Below are 19484 nucleotides of genomic sequence, written 5' to 3' on the forward strand. Positions count from 1 at the left end.
GCGCCCCCGGGGGGGTACCCCGCCGGCCCCCCGGGCGGGGCCCCGCCCGCGCCCCCCCCCCCCCCCCCCACCCGCCCCCCCCCCCCCCGGGGCCCGCCGCCCGCCAGTTGAGCGGCCAGCGCGCCGGTGAACGCGTCCCCGGCGCCCGTGGTGTCCACGGCGCGCACGACGACGCCGGGCACGGCCACCGGCTCCGGGGCCGTGCCGTCCAGGGCGAGGGCGCCCTCGCCGCCCAGGGTGACGACGACCGAACGGGCCCCGCGGTCCCGCAGCGCCCGGGCCCAACCCGCCGCGTCCCCGGCCGCGTCACCGGACAGGAGCCGCGCCTCGTGCTCGTTGACGACGAGCGGATCGGCCGCCGCCAGCAGCTCCGGATCGAGCCCGTCCGGTACGGGCGAGGGGTTGAGCACCACGCGCGCGCCCGCCTCCCCGGCCGACGCGACCGCCGCCCGCACCGTCTCCGGCGGGATCTCCAGCTGCAGACAGACCACCGCCGAGGCGGCGAAGAGCGGCCGCGCGGCCGCCACGTCGTCCGGCGAGAGACGGGCGTTGGCCCCGGGCGAGACGACGATCGCGTTGTCGCCGTCCGGGCCGACCACGATCATCGCCGTACCCGTGCGCGCCCCGCCCTCGACCCGCACGTGACGCACATCCGTCCCGGCCGACCGCTGGGCGTCCAGCAGCAACTCGCCGTACGCGTCGTCACCGACCCGCGCCAGCAGCACCGTCCGCGCCCCCAACCGGGCCGCGGCCGCCGCCTGGTTGGCGCCCTTGCCGCCCGCCGACTCCACCAGATCCGTGCCGAGCACCGTCTCGCCCGCACCCGGCCGCCGGTCCACCCGCACCATCAGATCCGCGTTGGCCGAACCGACCACCAGGACGTCGTACGCCCGCATCCCGCCGCTCTCGTCCGTCATCACAGCCTCTTCCGTCCCTGCTCTTCGTGCTCAGCCCGTGAACCGGGCCGCGTTCTCGCGCGTCACCAGCACCACCGGCACCTTCACCGTGCGCGGCAGCCGCTCACCGCCGGCCGCCCGGACCGCCCAGGCGACCGCCTGCCGGCCCAGCAGCGCCGGCTGCTGGGCCACCGTCGCCGTCAGCGCCCCCGCGCGCACCGCCGCGATCCCGTCGGGGGTCCCGTCGAAGGCGACGATCCTCACCTTCCGGCCCGCGTCCGCGCCCAGCGCCTTCGCCGCGCCGAGCGCCATCTCGTCGTTGGCGGCGAAGACCCCGGCCAGATCACCGTGCGCCTGCCGGAGGTTGGACATCACGTCCATGCCCTTGGTCCGGTCGAAGTCGGCGGGCTGGCGGGCCACCACCTCGATCCCGGGGTACGCCCCGATGCCCTCGTCGAAGCCCTTGCCGCGCTCGCGGGCGGCGGAGGTACCCGGCTGTCCCTCCAGGACGGCCACCTTCCCCCGGCCGCCCATCGACTCGGCCAGCGCCCGGGCCGCGATCCGCCCGCCCTCGACGTTGTCGGAGGCGATGGTCGTGCCCACCGTCCCGCCGTTGACCCCGCGGTCGATGGAAATCACCGGCACCTTCGCCCGGTTGGCCACCCCGACGGCGGGCACCGCCGCGTCCGAGTCCACCGGGTTGATCACCGCGGCCCTGACATCCTGGCTGGTGAAGGTCTCCATCTGATTGACCTGCTGCATCGGGTCGTTCTGCGCGTCCGTGATGTTGATCTTCAGGCCGCGGGCCTTCGCCTCGGCCTGCGCGCCCTTCTTGATGCCCACGAAGAACGGGTTGTTGAGGGTGGACAGCGCCAGCCCCAGATCGGTGTTCCCGCCCCGGTCGCAGCCGGCCACGGCCGGCACCGCCAGCGCGCACGCCATGAACAGCCCCACGGCCCGCACCCGCCTCATCGCGCGCTCCGCCGGCGCAGCGTGTCCAGCAGCACCGCCACCGCGATGACCAGACCCGTGGCCACCTGCTGCCAGAACGCCGAAACGCTCAGCAGATTGAGGCCGTTGCGCAGCACCGCCAGGATCAGCGCGCCGATCAGCGTCCCCGACGCCTTGCCCGAGCCGCCCGACAGACTCGCCCCGCCGATGACGACCGCGGCGATCGCGTCCAGCTCGTACCCGACCGCGGCCTGCGGCTGCGCGGAGGTCAGCCGGGAGGCCAGCACGATGCCGGCGACGGCCGCGAACAGCCCCGACAGCGCGTACACCACCAGCTTGCGCCGCCGGACGTCGATGCCCGACAGCCGGGCCGCCTCCTCGTTGCCGCCGATCGCGAACATCGCCCGGCCCGTGTACGTACGGGCCAGCACCAGCGCCGCCAGCAGCCCCATCGCGGCCATCACCAGCACCGGCACCGGAAGCCAGCCGCCGAGCGTGTCCCCGAGCCGGCTCACCGACGACGGGAACGCGATCGGCGAACCGCCCGAGACCACCAGGGCCAGACCCCGGCCCACCGAGAGCACCGCCAGCGTGGCGATGAACGCCGGCAGCCGCCCGTAGGCCACCAACGCCCCCGAGACCAGCCCCGCCACGACACCCACCGCCAGACCCAGCAGCACCGCCACCCACACCGGCAGCCCCTGCGAGGTGGCCGCCCAGGCGACGACCGTCGCCGACAGCGCGGCCACCGACCCCACCGACAGGTCGATGCCCGCCGACACGATCACGAACGTCACACCGAAGGCCAGGATCGCCGTCACCGACGCCTGGACCCCCACGTTCAGCAGGTTCTGCCCGCCCAGGAAATCCTTCGACAACACGGCCATCACCACGACCAGCGCGGCCAGACCGCCCAGCGGGCCGTTGCGCAGCACCGCCCTCGTGAACCACTGCCCGGGAGTGCCCCCCGGCGCCCTCAGCACCTCAGCCGACATCGGAGCCCTCCATCGCGCTCTCGTTCCCTCGTTCCACCGCGCCGGGCGCGCGGACGGCCAGCTCCATCACCGCGTCCTGGGTGACCGTCCCGTCCGCCGCCGACAACTCCCCGGCGATCCGGCCCTGCGCCATCACCAGCACCCGGTCGCTCATGCCGAGCACCTCCGGCAGGTCACTGGAGATCATCAGCACCCCGCAGCCCGCCGCCGTCAGCTCGTTGACGAGCCGGTAGATCTCCACCCTCGCGCCCACGTCCACACCGCGCGTCGGCTCGTCGAGGATCAGCAGCCGCACACCGGCCAGCAGCCACTTCCCGATGACCACCTTCTGCTGATTGCCGCCCGACAACGTCCGCGCCGACTGCTCCAGCCCGCTCATCCGCACCTTCAGCCGCCCCGCCATCGCGGCCGCCTCCCGGCGCTGCGCCCGCCGGTCCACGAAGCCGCCGCGGGTGTCGCGGTCCAGCCGGGCCAGCGTCAGGTTCTCGTCCAACGGCGCGTCCAGCAGCAGCCCCTGGGCCTTGCGGTCCTCGGGCACCAGCCCCAGCCCGGCCCGCATCGCGGCCCGCACGTCGCCCCGGGCCAGCGCCCGGCCGTCCACCTCGACCGACCCGGACGCGTACCGGTCCACCCCGAAGACGGCCCGCGCCACCTCCGTGCGGCCCGCCCCCACCAGCCCGGCCAGCCCCACGACCTCCCCGGCGCGCACTTCGAAGCCGACGTCCGCGAAACCGGGCGCGCCGTCCGCACCCCGCCGGGTCAGCCCCCGCACCCGCAGCAGCGGAGCGCCCAACTCCGGGCGGCGGCGCGGGTACTGCTCGGTGATCTCCCGGCCCACCATCAGCCGGATCAGCTCGTCCTCGGGCACCGACGCGGGAACCTCGGCCACCGACCGGCCGTCGCGCAGCACCGTCACCCGGTCCCCGAGCTCGGCTATCTCCTCCAGATGGTGGGTGATGAAGACGACCGCCACCCCGCCGGCGCGCAGCTCGCGCACGATCCCGAACAGCGTCGCCACCTCCGAGGAGGTGAGCACCGCCGTCGGCTCGTCCATGACCAGCACCCGGGCGTCCACCCCCAGCGCCTTGGCGATCTCCACCATCTGCAGCTGCGCGATCCCCAGCCCCGCGACCGGGGCCGCGGGGGAGACGTCCAGACGCACCCGCTCCAGCAGCCGCGCGGCCCGCTCGCGCATCGCCCGCCGGTCCACCAGCCCGAACCTCGTCCGCGGCTGCCGCCCCAGGAAGAGGTTCTCGGCCACCGACAGCCCCGGCACCAGGTTGAACTCCTGGTGGATCGTGGCGATCCCCAGCCGCTCCGCGTCCTGCGCGGACCGGATGGCCACCTCCTCGCCGTCCACCACGATCCGCCCCTCGTCGGGACGGTGCACCCCCGCGAGCATCTTGATCAGCGTGCTCTTGCCCGCCCCGTTCTCGCCGAGCAGCACGTGCACCTCGCCCGCACGCAGCGTCAGATCCACCCCGTCCAGGGCCCGCACCCCGGGGAACGACTTGGCCACCCCCTCGACGCGCAGCAACTCCCGGCCCGGGGGCGGGTCTTCACGGCTGTCCCGCACGTCGCCGTTGACGCCGGTCATTTCGCCTCTCCTCACTTCGGCGGCCTGCGGCCGGACGGTTCGCCGCACGAGCGGCGCACCACCAGCCGGGCCGACAACAGCACGGACGCGGCCGGACGGCCCTCGATCCGTTCCAGCAGCGTGTGCACCGCCGCCCGGCCCAGCTCCCGCGTCGGCTGGGCCACGGCGGTCAGCGGCGGGTCGGTGTGCGCGAACCAGGGGACGTCGTCGAACGCCACCAGCGCCATGTCGCCCGGGACGCGCAGACCGCGCGCGCGGAGCTCGTCCAGGGCGCCCAGCGCCATCAGGTTGTCCGCGGCCAGCACCGCGTCCGGCGGCTCCGGCAGCTCCAGCAGCCGCCGCATCATCCGCCGCCCACCCGCGGGCGTCATGTCCGGCGACGAGACGGCCAGCTCCGGCGGCAGCGCGATGCCGTGCCCGGCCAGCGCCGTCCGGAAGCACTCCAGGCGCTCGTCGCCCACCGGCGTCCCGGCCGGAGCGACGATCACGGCCGGCCGACGGCGGCCCAGGGACGCGAGGTGAGCGGCCAGACCGGTCAGCGCGGCGCCGCCCTCGGCCCGCACGCACGGGGCGTCGACCCCGGGCACCGGCCGGTCGAGCAGGACCAGCGGCGTGCCGGAGGCGACGACCTCGCACAGCGTCGCCGAACCCGTCCCGGCCGAACTGACCATCAGGCCGTCGATCCGCCGGTCCAGCAGCGTGCGGATGTAGTCGTCCTGCTGCTCCGGGCTCTCGCCGGCGTTGCCGATGATCAGGCTGTAGCCCAGCCGCCGGGCCTCCTGCTCGACGGCGTCGGCCAGCTCCGTGAAGAACGCGTTGCGCAGATCGCTGATGACCAGACCCAGCGTCCGGGTGCGGGCCGTGCGCAGCGCCCGGGCCACCACGTTGGGCCGGTAGCCGAGCTCGGCCACGGCGGCCAGGACGCGGTCGCGGGTCCCGGCGACGGGGGAGCGGCCGTTGAGGACGCGCGAGACGGTGGCGACGGAGACGCCGGCCAGGTCGGCCACGTCCTTGATGGTCGCCATCACGGTCTCTCCGCTCTCGTGCGATCGATTCTCGTGTAATCGATTTCGTGCGGACAGGTAATCGATTACATCGAGGTCGCGTCAAGGCATGCCGGCGATGGCGCACGTCACACCCGGGCGAGGGGGTGCCTCTGGGCCGCCCGGGTGCCATCGCCCCGGCCCGGGCCGCGACCGCCCGCCTTCCGGGGTCCACCACCGCACCATGACCCCAGTGAACATCGACCTGACAGACCGTCGGAAGGCACGGCACGATGACCACCCCCGCGCACACCGGCCCGCACCTGACCTACTTCGTCATGAGCGCCTCGGCGCGCTCCGATTCGTGGAACACCCGGCTGGCACGGCTGGCCGCCTCGGTCATCGAGGAGCGCGGCGGCACCGCCGAGGTCGCCACCATCGGAGACTTCGACGTCCCCGGCTACCACGGGGACCACGAGGTCTCCGACGGCATCCCGGACGGCGCCGAGCGCTTCCGGCGCAAGCTCCTGGACCACGACGCGTTCGTCATCTCCTCGCCGGAGTACAACGCGTCCCTGCCGGGCGTGCTCAAGAACCTCATCGACTGGACGTCCCGCTTCCGCCCGCAGCCCTTCAACGAACGCCTCGGCCTGCTGATGTCGGCCTCGCCCTCCAGAACCGGCGGCAACCGGAGCCTGTGGGCGCTGCGCGTCCCGCTGGAGGCGCTCGGCGCCCGGCTGCACCCCGACATGTTCTCCCTCGCCCAGTCGGCCACGGCCTTCGGCGAGGACGGCCGCCTGACGCACGCGACCCTCCAGGAGCAGTTCGAGGTGAACGTCCGCGGCTACATGGACCTCGTCGAGGCGGTCGTCCGCTACCCGTGCGCGAAGAAGGCGTGGGTGGAGTACCTGGGCCAGCGCCCGGACCCGACCTTCGACCGGGCCGAATGAGCGGGGCGCGGTCGAAGCGGGACGGACGGCAACGACCGTGGCCTGATGGCCGGTTGGTGTCCGCATAGCGAACGCGAGGTGACGATCAACGGTCAACTCCCGCCCATGCTTCAATCATGAACCGTCAAGAACGCAAGGACGCCGACGGCACCGTGCACACACGCTACGGCCGCACCTACGACGGACTGCCCGACCTACGACGGCTCGTCCGTCCCCGGCATCGGGCGCGACAAGGCCCTGGCCGTCCGGTACAAGGCGCTCATGACGTACATGACGTCGAACACGGACTACGCGGCGGCCTGCGGGGCGACGCTCAAGGCGGCGGCGGACCTGTACGGCCAGGACAGCGAGGAGTACCGGGTCGTGGGTGCGACCTGGGCGGCGGTCAACGTCAACTGACGTGGATTCCGGGGTGTTTGCGGCCGGGTCGCCGCATCTTTTCGGTGGTGAGGAGGCGTGCCCCACGTGTTTCAGCCGGAGCCCGGGGCGGGGAGTCCTGCCCCGGTCCCGCCCTTTCACCGTTTCTTCCGGGGCTCCGCCCCGGGGCCCGTAACGCGGCTGCGCCGCGTTGACCGGGGGCTTCGCCCCCTGGAACTCGCCTGCGGCATCACGGAGAAGCTCAAGGGCGAGCTGTCCACCCAGGTCTCGACGCGCGTCGACGTCGCGGCGATCCGGCAGCCGCTGGGGGTGGTGGCCGGCATCACGCCGTTCAACTTCCCGGCCATGGTGCCGATGTGGATGTTCCCGCTCGCCATCGCCTGCGGCAACACGTTCGTCCTCAAGCCCAGCGAGAAGGTGCCCTCCGCCGCGCTGCGCCTGGCCGAGCTCGCGGCCGAGGCGGGCCTGCCGGACGGTGTGCTCAACGTCGTCAACGGTGACAGGACCGCTGTGGACCGGCTGTTGGAGCACCCGGACGTCGCCGCCGTCTCGTTCGTCGGCTCCACCCCCATAGCCCGGTACATCCACACCACCGGCACCGCCAACGGCAAGCGCGTCCAGGCCCTCGGCGGCGCCAAGAACCACATGCTCGTCCTGCCCGACGCCGACCTCGACCTGGCCGCCGACGCCGCCGTCAACGCCGCGTACGGCTCGGCCGGCGAGCGCTGCATGGCCGTCTCCGTGCTGGTGGCCGTCGGCCCCACGGCCGGCCCCCTCATCGAGAAGATCAAGGAGCGCACGGCCGCGCTGCGCATCGGCCCCGGCGACGACCCGGCGTCCGAGATGGGTCCCCTCATCACCCGCGCCCACCGCGACAAGGTCGCCTCCTACGTGCGCGGCGCCGCCGCCCAGGGCGCGGAAGTCGTCCTCGACGGCACCGGCTTCACCGTCGAGGGGTACGAGGACGGCCACTGGATCGGCATCTCGCTGCTCGACCGGGTGACCCCCGGGATGGACGCGTACCGCGACGAGATCTTCGGCCCGGTGCTGTGCGTGGTCCGCGCGGAGACGTACGAGGAGGGCGTGGCCCTCATCAACGCCTCCCCCTGGGGGAACGGCACGGCCGTCTTCACCCGCGACGGCGGCGCGGCCCGCCGCTTCCAACTGGAGGTGCAGGCGGGAATGGTGGGCGTCAACGTGCCCATCCCGGTGCCGGTGGGCCACCACTCCTTCGGCGGCTGGAAGGACTCCCTCTTCGGCGACCACCACATCTACGGCAACGACGGCGTCCGCTTCTACACCCGCGGAAAGGTCGTCACCACCCGCTGGCCCGACCCGTCGGACCGGGGCGTGGACCTGGGCTTCCCCAGCAACCACTGACGCAGCAACCACTGACGCGCGGCGTTCCCGCCCGTGGGTCTCCGGCGCCGTCGTACGGCCCGGGGACCCACGGGCTTTGTGTCGTCGATCTCACATTTGCGGTCCGATCGCAACCGCTCGTCCTGCGGCGGGGTCCAGACCGGGAGAAGCACCGGAAGCCCGGAATCCGCCCGAAGAAGCCCGAAGAAGGAGTACGCGCCAGTGGAATCGCCCCGCATTCGGCCAACTCGCCGTTCCCTGCTCGCCATCGGCACCGGAACGGCGCTCACGGCCGCTCTCGGCCCCGCGCAGGAGACATTCGCGGCCGACGCGCCGAAGACGAAAAACCCTTCCGGGAGCGGCATTTCCGACCGGCTCCAGCAGCTGGAGGCCGAGCACTCCGCGCGCCTCGGGGTCCCGGTGCGGCTGGGAGTTTTCGCCTTCAGCACGGCGGGCGGCGATCCCGTGAGCCATCGCGCCACGGAGCTGTTCCCGATGTGCTCGACGTTCAAGACGCTCGCCGTCGGGGCCGTGCTCCAGGGGCTGCGCAAGGGCGACGGTTTCCTCCACGAACGCGTGCACTACACCGAACGGGACACCGAGTCCTCGGGGTACGCCCCGATCACGGGCAAGGCCGAGAATCTGCGCAGGGGCATGACCGGCGCCGATCTGTGCGGTGCCGCGATCTCCTACAGCGACAACTGCGCCGCCAACCTCCTGCTGCGCAGGCTGGGCGGCCCGGGCGCGGTGACCCGTTTCTGCCGGTCCGTCGGGGACGGGGACACCCGCCTCGACCGCTGGGAGCCCGAGCTCAACTCGGCCGAGCCCGGGCGCGGGACGGACACCACCACGCCGCAGGCCATCGCCCGGACGTACGCGCGGCTGGTGCTGGGCGACGTCCTCCCGTCGCGGCACCGGGAGCGGCTGACCCGGTGGCTGCTCGCCAACACGACCAGCGGGAAGCAGTTCCGTGCCGGTCTGCCCGGGGACTGGGCGATCGCGGACAAGACCGGGGCCGGCAAGTACGGCACCAACAACGACGTGGGCATCGCCTGGCCCCCGGGACGGCCGCCGGTCGTCATGTCCGTCCTCACCACCGCCGGGAAGCGGGACATGGAGAAGAACGACGCGCTGATCGCCGAGGCCGCCGAGCTGCTGGCCGGGGAATTCATCTGACCACCGCCGGGGTCCGGGCGGGCGCGGGGGCCGGCTGCCGCCGCAGGATGACGGCGAGGGCGGCGACGCCCAGCGCCACGGCCCCCAGCGCCCCGCCGAGGCCCAGGTGGGTCAGCGCCATGGCTCCGGCCGCGGCGCCCGCCCCGGTGGCGCCGATGATGCCCAGCCGGCGGACCATCTGGACGGGGGACCCGGATCCGGCGCAGAGGTCGTGGAGGAGGGCGATCAGGGCACCGGTGAGGGCGAAGGTCGCCTGGAGCTCCGGGACGGCCAGGCTGCGCAGGGCGGCGCACCGCATGCCCATGGTCACCGCCAGCACGGTGATCACGGCGTTGCGGCCGGCCGCGGCCTGCGGGAGCGTGCCGATCACGGCGGCGGTCAGCAACAGCATGGTCTCCAGCGACAGCACCGCGGTGAACCACCGTCCATGGCCCATCACACGTCGTCTGCGCACCACCCGTGCCGTCGACGCCACCCCGGCCGCGAATCCGAGCAGGGCCAGCAGCGGGCCCGCTTCCGTGAAGTGCGGCGCGCCGCCGAGGGCAAAGCCGAAGGTGATGACATTGCCGGTCATCATGCCGACGAAAACCTGCCCGAGTCCCAGGAAACTGATGGCGTCCAGCATTCCTCCGGTGACGGTGAGAAGCACGATCACCGTGGGCAGGGGGTCACCGTGTCGTCGGGTACGGAAAAGGAGCTTGGGGTGCTGCACGAAATCACTCCAGCAGGCAAACGGCGGGTATTGAGGAAGTCGTCGGCGGGAAAAGCGCCAAGGGGCCCGGAAATCCGGGCCGTTGCCGAAGGATCTTCCTGAGGAGCCCGATCACCCGCAACCCCGCCCGGCGTTATCCCGCCACGGCGCTCGCCGGCAATCCCCTGTCGGCGCCGTCACCCGCTCCGGTACGTCGTCGCCGAACCGCACCCCCCGCACGGCGGCTGCAACTACCGTGCGGGCAATGACGAATCAGCAGCCGCTCGCCGGCCCGCGCATCCGCAACTCCGCCGTAGCCCTCGTCGTCCGGGACGGTCACGTCCTCCTCGGGCACGGCGACTGGCCCCGCCCCGACACCTGGTGGCTGCCCGGCGGCGGCCAGTGGCCCGGCGAGACCCTGACCGCATGTGTCGTGCGCGAGGTCCTGGAGGAGACCGGCGTCCGTGTCGTGGCGGGCCCGATGCTGTGGGTGCGCGAGTACGTCCCGGCGAACCACCCCGGCGAGCCGGTCACGGACGCGGACGGCCACCGGGTCGAGGTGCTGTTCGCCTGCACCGTCGTGGACGAGCCGGAGACGCTGGGCGGCATCGTGCCCGACGAGTACCAGAGCGACATCACCTGGGTGCCCGTCGACAAGGTGGCCGGCCTGCGGATGATCCCCGCCCACCTGCAGGACCGCCTCCCGGACCTCATCGCGCAGGCGACGGCGGGGCAGGCGCGGGCCCGTTACGAGGGGGACGTGGCGTGACGTCCCGAGGAGCGGCCGTGCGTGGCGGCGGCATCCGGTGCGCCGGCGGAATCCCCTTGGCCTGAACGGCCGTCACGGCGCGATGGACTTGAGCCATTGCCCGACCGTGACGACGTCCGCCTGCCTCGGGAACACCTTCTCGGTGAGGACCCGGTGCACCTCGGGGTCGGTGTCGAGGCAGGCGTCCGCCAGGACGGTGAGACCGAGGTCCAGGTCGGCGGCCTGGCACAGGGTGGACAGCACGACACTGCCCGTGGCGATGCCGGCGAGGACGAGGCTGTCGATGCCGCCCGCCCTCAGGACCAGGTCGAGGTCGCTGCCGGAGAACGCGCTCGCCCGCCTCTTGGTGACCACGACGTCGCCCTGCCGGGGCGGGACGTCCGGGTGGATGCGGGTCCCCGGGTCGTCCTCCGCGAAGAGTCCCGCCCGGATGACGGCGTCCATCGCCCTGTTGCGGGAGACTGCGTCCGGCCGCACCGGGCGCAGCCCCATGACCACGTAGATCACCGGGATGCCGGCGGCCCGGGCGCCGTCGGTCGCCCGGCGCAGGCGGGTCAGGTATCCGGATCCGTCGTCGGCGATGTCGACGACGGCCTGTTGGACGTCCATCACCAGGAGGGCGGTTCCTGCCATGTTTCCTCCGTCGCTTCGCCGAGCGGCCGTTGCTCACCGCCGTTCCGCGGCGGCGGCCCGGGTCAGCGTAACGGCCTGCCGGGCCGGCGAGGGAGCGAACCGGCGTGCTCCCGCGACACTTTCCGTCGGCCCGACGGTATCGGCCGAGGCGCCCTGACCGCCGAACGGTCCGGTTTCCGGGGGCCGTCGCACCTGCCGGAATCCCCCGGACCAAGTCGCCTCGCAGCACCCGGGCTTGCCTGCTGTACGCGGCGAAGCAGGCGGCGGCCCCGTGCCTGACGACGGCCGGGGACGGGACGGTGGAGGCGCCCGCGGAACCACGGTGAGGTGACGATCCGTCCCCCGGTTTCCGCCCGCCCCCACCGGCGCAGTATCGAGAAGGGTGGCGCGACGGAGGGGGAGAGCATGACCGTGATCGTCGGGCTCGTTCACGACGGGCGGGTGCACCTGGGCGGGGACTCGGCGGGGGTCGGCGGATACAGACTCACCGTCCGCCAGGATCCGAAGGTCTTCCGCAACGGCCCCTACGCCATGGGCTTCACGACGAGCTTCCGCATGGGCCAGTTGCTGCACCACGCGTTCAAGGCGCCCAAGCCCAAGGGCGACCTGGACCGGTTCATGACCACCGTCTTCGTCGACAAGCTGCGCACGTGCCTCAAGGACGGCGGCTGGGCGCGCAAGGACTCCGAGCAGGAGGAGGGCGGGACGTTCCTCGTCGGTGTGTACGGCCGTCTGTTCGCCGTCTACGGCGACTACCAGATAGCCGAACCCGCCGACGGATACGCGGCGGTGGGGTGCGGGGACGAGTTCGCGCTCGGCGCCCTGCACGCCACCGCGGGCATGGGCCTCGAACCGCGCAAGCGGCTGACCCTGGCCCTGGCGGCCGCCGGCTACCACAGCGCCGGGGTCTCCGCCCCGTTCACCTACGTCACCGCGCGAAAGCCGCCGTCCTGATCGGGTCAGCGACAGTGCAGGACGGCGAACGGCCCCTGGGCCCGGGTCCCGTCCGGCTGCCGCCACCAGCCCGTGACCTGGCCGGTCGCCCCCTGCGGGAGGGTGCCGGGGCGCAGGACGCGGTTCAGGCGCAGGGTGACGTCCTGCGAGGTCCCGGTGAGGGTGGTCGACTCGCGGTCGTCGGTGACGGTGGAGAGGTCCGCCGGGACCGGGCCGTTCCCGGTGAACGAGCGTGTGATCCCGGGGTCGGGGGCATCGCTGGTGTTCTGGTCCTGTGCCTGGGCGCGGCCCTCGATCAGGGCGAGGAGCCCGTCGACGAGCACCGGGTCGTGGCAGCCGTCGTAGGCCCAGCGCGTGCCCAGCACGCCGTGCTCCATCGTGCCGACGAGCGCGTCCTCGGCGCCCTTGAGCGGGGCGCCGCGGTAGGTGACCGGCACCAGGTAGGTGACCGGCCCGGCGCCCGCCGTGTCGGTCACCGCCATGAACTCGATCCCGACCTCGCCCGCCGGGTCGTCCAGCCGGAAGCCGCCCGCCCTCTCCAGCTTCGGGGCGCCGACGGCGGGGCGGTACCAGGGGCGGGTGGGCAGCCAGGCGGTGAGCAGTTCGTCCTTGGACGGGACGACGGTGGTGTGGTGGATGACGGCCATGCGGGCGTTCTCTTTCGTCGGGTTCATCGGGTTCGTCTGGTTCGTCTGGCGATGATGTAGCGCCCATCCTTTCCCGCCGGACGGGAACGCGCCAGAGTGTCCGTGTCAGGAACTCCCTGCCGAACCCTCTGCCGGACTTCCTCCCGAGGAGCGGTCATGGACATCCCCGGTCCCTCACCCCGGCCGGACAGCGGTGCCGGCGCCGTCGCGGCGGCGGGCGGGCTGCACGCCTATCAGCTGCGGTTGCACGAGGAGTACGGGCCGGTCGTGCGGTTCCAACTGCCGGGCGCGGACACGGTCGTGTCGGTCTCCGACCCCGTGCTGCTGGAGGCGACGGCGCATCTCGACGAGCGGCCGGAGCGGCTCTTCGCTTTCCTGGAGCCGCTGTTCGAGGCGGGCAACCTGCAGGTACTGCCCGCCGCCGAGCACGCGCCGCTGCGGCGCCTGCTGCTGTCGGTGCTGGCCGGACGCCCGTCCCACGAGCGGCACTTCGGGCGGTTCACCACGCTGGCGACGGAACTCGCGGACCGCTGGGCCGGGCGCGGGACCACCGCCGTCGCGTCGCAGAAGGACCTCACCGCGCTCTCGCTGCGGATGATCTGCGCGTACGCCCTCGGGGGCGACACCGTGGACCCGGACGGCGTCGTCACCGCCTTCGAGGAGGTGCTCACCGAGCATCTGGGACGGCTCTACCGACTGCCGCTCCCCGGCGACGGGGAGGAACGGGCCGGGCGGGCCCGGAACGCTCTCGCCCACCTCCGCGCGACGGTCGACGAGGTGATCGCGGCGCACCGCCCCGGCGGCGGCCGGACGGACCGGAGCGATCTGATCGGGGCGCTCGTCGAGGCAGGTGAGCGTCCCGCGCGGATCCGCGACACCGTCATGATGACGATGCTGGCCGCCCACCACACGACCGGGGTGGCCGTCTCGTGGACCCTCCATCTGCTGGCACACCACCCCGAGGTGGCCGGACGTGTCGCCGGCGAGCTGGACCGCGTCCTCGGCGACCGTGCGGCCCCCGGGTATGCCGACCTGCGCCGGCTCACGTATCTGGAGATGGTCCTCAAGGAGTCGATGCGGCTCTGCCCGCCCGGCCCGTACGGCGCGCGGGAGACGGCCGAGGCCCTCGTGGTGGGCGACTACGTGATCCCGGCCGGGGCGACGGTCTTCTATCCGTTCCGGGCCGTGCACATGAACCCCGTCCACTGGCCCGAGCCGGAGAGGTTCGTGCCCGAGCGGTTCACCCCGGAGGAGATCGCCAGGCGGCCGCGGCTGGCCTACGTCCCCTTCGGGCTCGGGCCCCGTGGCTGCGAGGGGGCGTCCCTGGCCATGGTCGAGGCCGAGCTGGTGCTGGCCGTGCTGCTCAAGCGCTTCCGGTTCCTGCCGGTGCCGGGGCACGAAGTGATCCCGGTCGAACGGTTCGTCCTCTGGGCGGCCGACGACATCCGCCTGCTCGTGAGCCCGCGGGCCCCGGCGTAGGCGGGGTGTGCCGTTCATCCCGAGCCGGCGGGGACGTACGTTCCGAAGGTCCAGATGTTGCCCTCGGTGTCGCGGGCCATGTAGTCGCGCGAGCCGTACGGCTGGTCGGTCGGTTCCATGAGGATCTCGGCGCCTGCCCGCCGGGCCCGCTCGGCGTGCGCGTCGGTGTCCTCGACGGCCACGTAGACGGCGACGGGACCGGCGTCGCCCATCGCTTCCTCGAACACGCCGCCCCGCCCCTTCGAGCCGACCATCACCACACCGCCCCCATGGGCGAGTTCGGCGTGCAGCACCGTGCCGTCCTCGCTCTCGTACACCGCGCTCCTGGTGAAGCCGAAGGCTTCCGTGAGCTGCCCGATGGCCGCGTGCGCGTCCCGGTACCGCAGTACCGGGCAGACCGAAACCGTGCCCGCCATGACGATCACCTTTCCTCTCCTGGAGATCCGGAAGACCCTCATTCTGTCGGCCGGCACTGACAACGGCGCGACCGACGCGGGGGGCCGGTTCCCCTCGCGCGCCCCTCGCCCTCAAAGGGCCGCCCGCCACGTCCACTTATGAGGTCGTGCACCCGCCGTATGGCTTTGGGCAAGGCCTTCCCCTGCGTTTCCCGTGCACCGTCCATCGTCACGGGAGGCACACCCATGCGCAGGACCTGGCAGCGCCCCGGCATCGCCACGGCCGCCGTGGCGCTCGGCGCCGGCCTGTCCGTGACCGCGCCCTCGCGGCACCCGGTTCCCCTCCGGCTCCGGCTCGACCGCGGCGAAGTCCGGCGTCCGGGCGGCCTGATCCGGACCGGTGCGCATCCGAACGGGGGCGGCCGGCCAGCGGGCCCGCCGCCCCGCCCATAGCCTTGCGGACGCATCCCCCCGGATCGGAGGACCGACCCATGTTCGTCTTCGTGATGGACCCGCTCGGTGACGGATCGGAGCACAGGGCCACCGTCACCCTGATGCGTGCCGCCCTCGAACGCGGGCACGCCGTCTGGCACTGCCTGACCTCGGACCTGTCCCTCGTCGACGGGCGCGTCCGCGCCGTCGCCCGGCCGGTGGCCTTCGACGGCGGTCTGCCGGAGCTCGGGCCGCGCGCCGAGGTGGATCCGCACCGGGCCACCGCGGTTCTGATCCGCGTCGATCCGCCGTACGACATCCTGACGGTCACGCTGCTGCTGGAGCACCTGAGCGGTGACACCGTGCTGATGAACACGCCTCGCGGTCTGCGCGAGGCGAACGAGAAGCTGTACGCCTGCCGGTTCCCCGACCTGATGCCGCCCACCATCGTCTCCGCCGACCCCGAACGGCTCCTCGCCTTCGCCGCCGGCCGGCCGCACGGCGCCGTGTTCAAGCCGCTCGGCGACTTCAAGGGCCGGGGCATCCTCACCGTGGCCCCGGGGGATCCCAACGCCCGCTCGATCGCCGGGATCACGACGGCGAACGGCAGCCGGCCGGCGATGGCCCAGGCGTTCCTGCCCGAGGTCGCCGAGGGCGACAAGCGCGTCCTCGTCCTGGACGGCCGTCCCCTCGGCGGTTTCCTCCGCCGTCCGGCGAACGGCGACTTCCGCGCCAACATGGCCGTCGGCGGCAGCGTGCACGCCTGCGAGCTGGATGACGACGACGTCAGGATCGTGCGGCGGATCGCCCCCGCCCTCCGGGCCGACGGCCTGCACCTCGTCGGTATCGACGTCATCGGCGGCCGTCTCACCGAGGTCAACGTGACCAGCATGGCCGGCCTCCCCCAGCTCGACGAGCTCACCGGCTCCCGGCACGATCTGCGGATCGTCGGCTGGCTGGAGGAGCGGAGCGGGCGGCTGCGGCGCGGCGTCTGACGGCCCGTTCATCCCTGGCGGTGGACGGGGCGCCGCCGAACGGAGGAACCCCGGCCGCCGCTCCGGGTACCCCGGGGCCTGCCGGGAATCCGTTCCCGCATGGTGACGCAGCCTTCCGACGAGTCGTACTGGATGTCCACGACCCCCGCCACGACGTATCCCCCGCTGGCCACGGGGTCGGGCACCGAGGTCGACGTGGCCGTGATCGGCGGTGGGATCGCCGGGCTGAGCACCGCGTGGGAACTGGCGCGGGCCGGGCGGTCGGTGGCCGTGCTGGAGGCCGGGCGGATCGCCGAGGGGGTCAGCGGGCGGACGACCGCCAAGGTGACGGCGCTGCACGGGCTGGTGTACGCGCGGCTGCGGCGCACCCGGGGGCCGGAGGGGGCGCGGCTGTACGCGCGCTCGCAGCAGGAGGCGGTGGAGCACGTGGCCGAGGTCGCGGCGCTGCTGGGCGTCGACTGCGAGCTGGAGCGGCGGACCGCGTACACGTACGTGACGCGGGCGGCGGGGCGGTCCTCGGTGCGCGAGGAGGTCAACGCGGCCGAGCAGGCGGGGCTGGAGGCCACGTTCACGGAGCGGACCGGGCTGCCGTTCCGCGTCGAGGCGGCCGTCCGCCTCCCCGGCCAGGCGCAGTTCCATCCGCGCAAGTACCTGCTGGCGCTGGCCGAGGACGTGGTGGCGCGGGGCGGGGCGGTGTTCGAGCACACGCGGGTGACCCGGCTGCACGAGGGCTCGCCGTGCCGGCTGGGCGCGGAGAACGGGGCGGTGGTCACCGCCCGGGACGTGGTCGTGGCCACGCACCATCCGGTCTTCGACCGGGCGCTGCTGTTCTCCCGGCTGTCGCCGCGCCGCGAGCTGGTGGTCACCGGCGCGATCCCGGCCGCGCAGGACCCGGGCGGCATGTTCCTGACGGAGGAGGGCGGGAAGCGGTCGGTGCGCACGGCCCCGCTGTCCGGCGGGCGGCGGCTGCTGATCGTCACCGGGGAGAGCTTCACGCCGGGCACCGGCGACGTGGCCGCGCGCTTCGGCCGGCTGGCGGCCTGGGCGCGGGAGCGCTTCCCGGCGCTGGAGCCCGGGGTCCGGTGGGCGACGCAGGACAACGACTCCACCGACACGGTGCCGCTGGTCGGCCCGTTCCATCCGGGGGCGCGGCACACCTGGGTGGCCACGGGCTTCGGTGGCTGGGGCATGAGCGGCGGCGTGATGGCCGGGACGCTGCTGGCGGAGCTGATCTGCGGCCGGCGGCCGCCGTGGGCGGACCTCTACGACCCGAGGCGGCTGCGGAGCGCGGTGCGCGAGGCCCCGGCGTTCCTGCGCCACCAGGCAGGAGTGGCACGGCACTTCGTGGCCGACCGGCTGCGCCCGCCCGGCGCGGACCACGTGGCGGACATCGCGCCGGGCACGGGCGCGGTGGTGCGGATCGACGGCCGGCACTGCGCGGTGTACCGGGACGAGCACGGGACGGCGCACGCGCTCGCCGCGCGCTGTACGCACCTGGGGTGTCTGGTGGCGTTCAACGCGGCGGAGCGCTCGTGGGACTGTCCCTGTCACGGCTCGCGGTTCGCCACGGACGGCTCGGTCCTCCAGGGGCCCGCGGTGCGGCCGTTGGAGGAGCGGGACTCCGGGGAGTGACGCAGGGGTTCGTCAACCGGTCCCGGGGAGGCCGGGGATCCTGTCCTTCGGGTCCAACGTGCCGTCGGGCGGCGGCTTCTGTGCGTCCCGCGGCGGCCGGGGGACGCGGATCGCCCCCTTTCCCCGGTCGATCTTCCACTCGCGCCGGAAGCGCGGCAGGGCCTGTCGCGTTCCGGGCGCCGGCGCGCCGAAGACCTTCAACTGCGGGAGCAGGGCTCCCTGGAGCTCCACGCCCCCCGACAGCTTCCAGGCCGCACCGCCGGACGCCTCGGTGCGTACGTAGGGGGCGGCGAGGTCGCCGGTGAGGCCGGGGTTGCCGTAGAGGCCGACGGACGCCTCGGTGCCGAGGGCGGCCCTGACGCCGGACGCTCCGTCGACGGCGGCCCGGACGCGCGAGGTGCCGGAGCCGGCCTTGGCCTCGGGGGCCCAGCCCGTATCCGCCCGGTAGGTGCCGCCGATCCTGAAGTCGCCCTTCGTGGCGCCCTGTTCGATGGCGAAGCGGGCCTTGCCGTCGGCGTCGATCAGCACGTAGCAGGTCAGGTCGAGGTTGACGACGACGGGTATTCCGCCGACGTGGAGGACGGGATCGGCGCGGAGCCGGGCGAACGGCACTCGCAGGGGCTTGCCGTGCGTGGCCGAAGCACCCCGCCCCTTGAGCTTCCAGCCCGTTGCCCAGTCCCCGGCCAGGGCGAGCGAGGCGGCCTTCGGCCCGCCGCCGGGGCCGCCGCCGTCGTAGGAGAACTCGACTTGCGGGGCGAGCCGGACGAAGCCGGTGGCGGCCGTCCCGGTGGGGATCGTGGTGTCGACGTCGACGCGCAGGCTGCCCGGCGGCAGGCGGGCGCTTTCGGGGCCGTCGCGTACGTCGCCGCGCCCGGACCGGGAGACCTTGACACCCGGGACGAGCGGGCTGACCTCGACCTCGGAGGGATCGACGGGGACCGTGCCCGCGACCCTCGCGTCACCGAGCACGGCGGCGAGCGTGGTCGGGGCGGTGCGGACCTCGGTGCCGTGCGCGGTCCGGCCCAGGATCCCGGTGACCTCGGCCAGGATGCCCCGGGGGGCGTCGCGCGTGGGCGGGCTCGCGATGACGTCGCCGGTCCGGACCGGCCTCCCGGGAGCCGGCTCGGCCGATGCCTTGGACGAGATGACGGCGCGTCCGGTGCGGGGGTCGAACGAGTAGACCTTGAGGTCCCGGTCGGCCTTCGGGTCCCGGTCGGCCGCCGCGCCGTCGGTGGGCACGGCCACGGCTCCTCGCCGTGCCGGCTCGGTGGGCCCCGGACCGAGGTGCCACTTCGGGGAACCGATGAGCGGGGGCTGCTCCTTCGGTACGTCCCCCACGGCGCCGGCGTGGGACGTGCCGGGCGACGAGCAGGCCGTGAGGGTCAGGGAGACGGCGGCCAGCGCCGGGACGAGCACTCTCTGGCCGAGTTTGCGCATGGGGGGTCCTCATCGGAACGTGAGGGGGGTCGGATCCGCGGGAGCACGACACCGCGGAGACCGGACACACGGCGGAGGGGCGTGATCTACATGCCGGTAGACCCGGCCGGATCATGTCACGCGCGGGCCGGATCG

15 protein-coding genes and 4 pseudogenes are annotated in these 19484 nt (G+C 73.7%); 10 read left to right on the forward strand and 9 right to left on the reverse strand.

The window, feature by feature from the left end:
* The 4 genes and pseudogenes from I5Q34_RS24495 to I5Q34_RS24515 form a co-directional block, all read right to left on the reverse strand.
* On the reverse strand, positions 1-917 hold a 917-nt coding region (locus I5Q34_RS24495; protein ID WP_199894571.1), incomplete at its 3' end, for a ribokinase.
* A 30-nt stretch (positions 918-947) separates the two neighbouring features.
* A pseudogene (locus I5Q34_RS34990) lies at positions 948-2842 on the reverse strand (substrate-binding domain-containing protein).
* A complete protein-coding gene (locus tag I5Q34_RS24510) occupies positions 2832-4439 on the reverse strand; it encodes a sugar ABC transporter ATP-binding protein (protein WP_199894574.1) in 1608 nt (535 codons plus the stop codon). Before I5Q34_RS24510 ends, I5Q34_RS34990 begins: the two are co-directional and overlap by 11 nt.
* Positions 4440-4450: 11 nt before the next feature.
* Positions 4451-5464 carry a LacI family DNA-binding transcriptional regulator gene (locus I5Q34_RS24515; RefSeq protein ID WP_199894575.1) on the reverse strand — a complete coding sequence of 338 codons (1014 nt, stop codon included), beginning with the start codon at positions 5462-5464 and terminating at the stop codon, positions 4451-4453.
* A gap of 251 nt (positions 5465-5715) precedes the next feature.
* On the opposite strand from I5Q34_RS24515, the gene I5Q34_RS24520 reads away from it, so the two are divergent.
* The 5 genes and pseudogenes from I5Q34_RS24520 (at position 5716) to bla (ending at position 9285) form a co-directional block, all read left to right on the forward strand.
* Positions 5716-6372, forward strand: coding sequence for an NADPH-dependent FMN reductase (locus tag I5Q34_RS24520; protein WP_199894576.1), 657 nt, complete (start codon positions 5716-5718; stop codon positions 6370-6372).
* A 116-nt stretch (positions 6373-6488) separates the two neighbouring features.
* Positions 6489-6533 (forward strand): annotated as a pseudogene (locus tag I5Q34_RS36145) (hypothetical protein); the annotation flags it as partial.
* A gap of 22 nt (positions 6534-6555) precedes the next feature.
* Positions 6556-6771: pseudogene (locus I5Q34_RS24525) on the forward strand (M4 family metallopeptidase); the annotation flags it as partial.
* A 159-nt stretch (positions 6772-6930) separates the two neighbouring features.
* A pseudogene (gene mmsA / locus I5Q34_RS24530) lies at positions 6931-8130 on the forward strand (CoA-acylating methylmalonate-semialdehyde dehydrogenase); the annotation flags it as partial.
* Positions 8131-8331: 201 nt separating this feature from the next.
* On the forward strand, positions 8332-9285 hold the full coding sequence (bla, locus tag I5Q34_RS24535) for a class A beta-lactamase (RefSeq protein WP_277965456.1): 954 nt from the start codon (positions 8332-8334) through the stop codon (positions 9283-9285).
* Here bla and I5Q34_RS24540 read toward each other — a convergent pair.
* Entirely contained in the window at positions 9278-9940 is a 663-nt protein-coding gene (locus I5Q34_RS24540; protein WP_199894577.1) for a YoaK family protein, read from the reverse strand. The two genes, bla and I5Q34_RS24540, sit on opposite strands and share 8 nt — an antisense overlap.
* Before the next feature lie 301 nt (positions 9941-10241).
* Here I5Q34_RS24540 and I5Q34_RS24545 point away from each other — a divergent pair, with 301 nt between their 5' ends.
* Positions 10242-10745, forward strand: coding sequence for an NUDIX domain-containing protein (locus I5Q34_RS24545; protein ID WP_199894578.1), 504 nt, complete (start codon positions 10242-10244; stop codon positions 10743-10745).
* A 72-nt stretch (positions 10746-10817) separates the two neighbouring features.
* Here the strand turns inward: I5Q34_RS24545 and I5Q34_RS24550 are convergent, their stop codons facing one another.
* Complete coding sequence (locus I5Q34_RS24550) at positions 10818-11378, reverse strand: cysteine hydrolase family protein (protein WP_199894579.1); 561 nt, start codon at positions 11376-11378, stop codon at positions 10818-10820.
* A gap of 405 nt (positions 11379-11783) precedes the next feature.
* Here I5Q34_RS24550 and I5Q34_RS24555 point away from each other — a divergent pair, with 405 nt between their 5' ends.
* Positions 11784-12332 carry a hypothetical protein gene (locus tag I5Q34_RS24555; RefSeq protein ID WP_199894580.1) on the forward strand — a complete coding sequence of 183 codons (549 nt, stop codon included), beginning with the start codon at positions 11784-11786 and terminating at the stop codon, positions 12330-12332.
* A 5-nt stretch (positions 12333-12337) separates the two neighbouring features.
* Here I5Q34_RS24555 and I5Q34_RS24560 read toward each other — a convergent pair whose 3' ends face one another.
* Positions 12338-12979: a 1,4-alpha-glucan branching protein gene (locus I5Q34_RS24560; protein ID WP_199894707.1), complete on the reverse strand. Its 642-nt coding sequence runs from the start codon at positions 12977-12979 to the stop codon at positions 12338-12340.
* Between the two features lie 156 nt (positions 12980-13135).
* Here I5Q34_RS24560 and I5Q34_RS24565 point away from each other — a divergent pair, with 156 nt between their 5' ends.
* Positions 13136-14458: a cytochrome P450 gene (locus I5Q34_RS24565; protein ID WP_199894581.1), complete on the forward strand. Its 1323-nt coding sequence runs from the start codon at positions 13136-13138 to the stop codon at positions 14456-14458.
* A gap of 14 nt (positions 14459-14472) precedes the next feature.
* Here the strand turns inward: I5Q34_RS24565 and I5Q34_RS24570 are convergent, their stop codons facing one another.
* Complete coding sequence (locus tag I5Q34_RS24570; protein ID WP_199894582.1) at positions 14473-14874, reverse strand: VOC family protein; 402 nt, start codon at positions 14872-14874, stop codon at positions 14473-14475.
* Between the two features lie 470 nt (positions 14875-15344).
* Here I5Q34_RS24570 and I5Q34_RS24575 point away from each other — a divergent pair, with 470 nt between their 5' ends.
* The gene (locus I5Q34_RS24575) at positions 15345-16280 is read left to right on the forward strand and encodes a hypothetical protein (protein WP_199894583.1); all 936 of its coding nucleotides are present in this window, start codon (positions 15345-15347) and stop codon (positions 16278-16280) included.
* A 99-nt stretch (positions 16281-16379) separates the two neighbouring features.
* The gene (locus tag I5Q34_RS24580) at positions 16380-17912 is read left to right on the forward strand and encodes an FAD-dependent oxidoreductase (RefSeq protein WP_199894584.1); all 1533 of its coding nucleotides are present in this window, start codon (positions 16380-16382) and stop codon (positions 17910-17912) included.
* Positions 17913-17924: 12 nt separating this feature from the next.
* Here the strand turns inward: I5Q34_RS24580 and I5Q34_RS24585 are convergent, their stop codons facing one another.
* Positions 17925-19349: a hypothetical protein gene (locus I5Q34_RS24585; protein ID WP_199894585.1), complete on the reverse strand. Its 1425-nt coding sequence runs from the start codon at positions 19347-19349 to the stop codon at positions 17925-17927.
* Between the last annotated feature and the right edge of the window lie 135 nt (positions 19350-19484).

The sequence above is a fragment of the Streptomyces sp. AV19 genome, assembly GCF_015999245.1.
Lineage (GTDB): Bacteria > Actinomycetota > Actinomycetes > Streptomycetales > Streptomycetaceae > Streptomyces.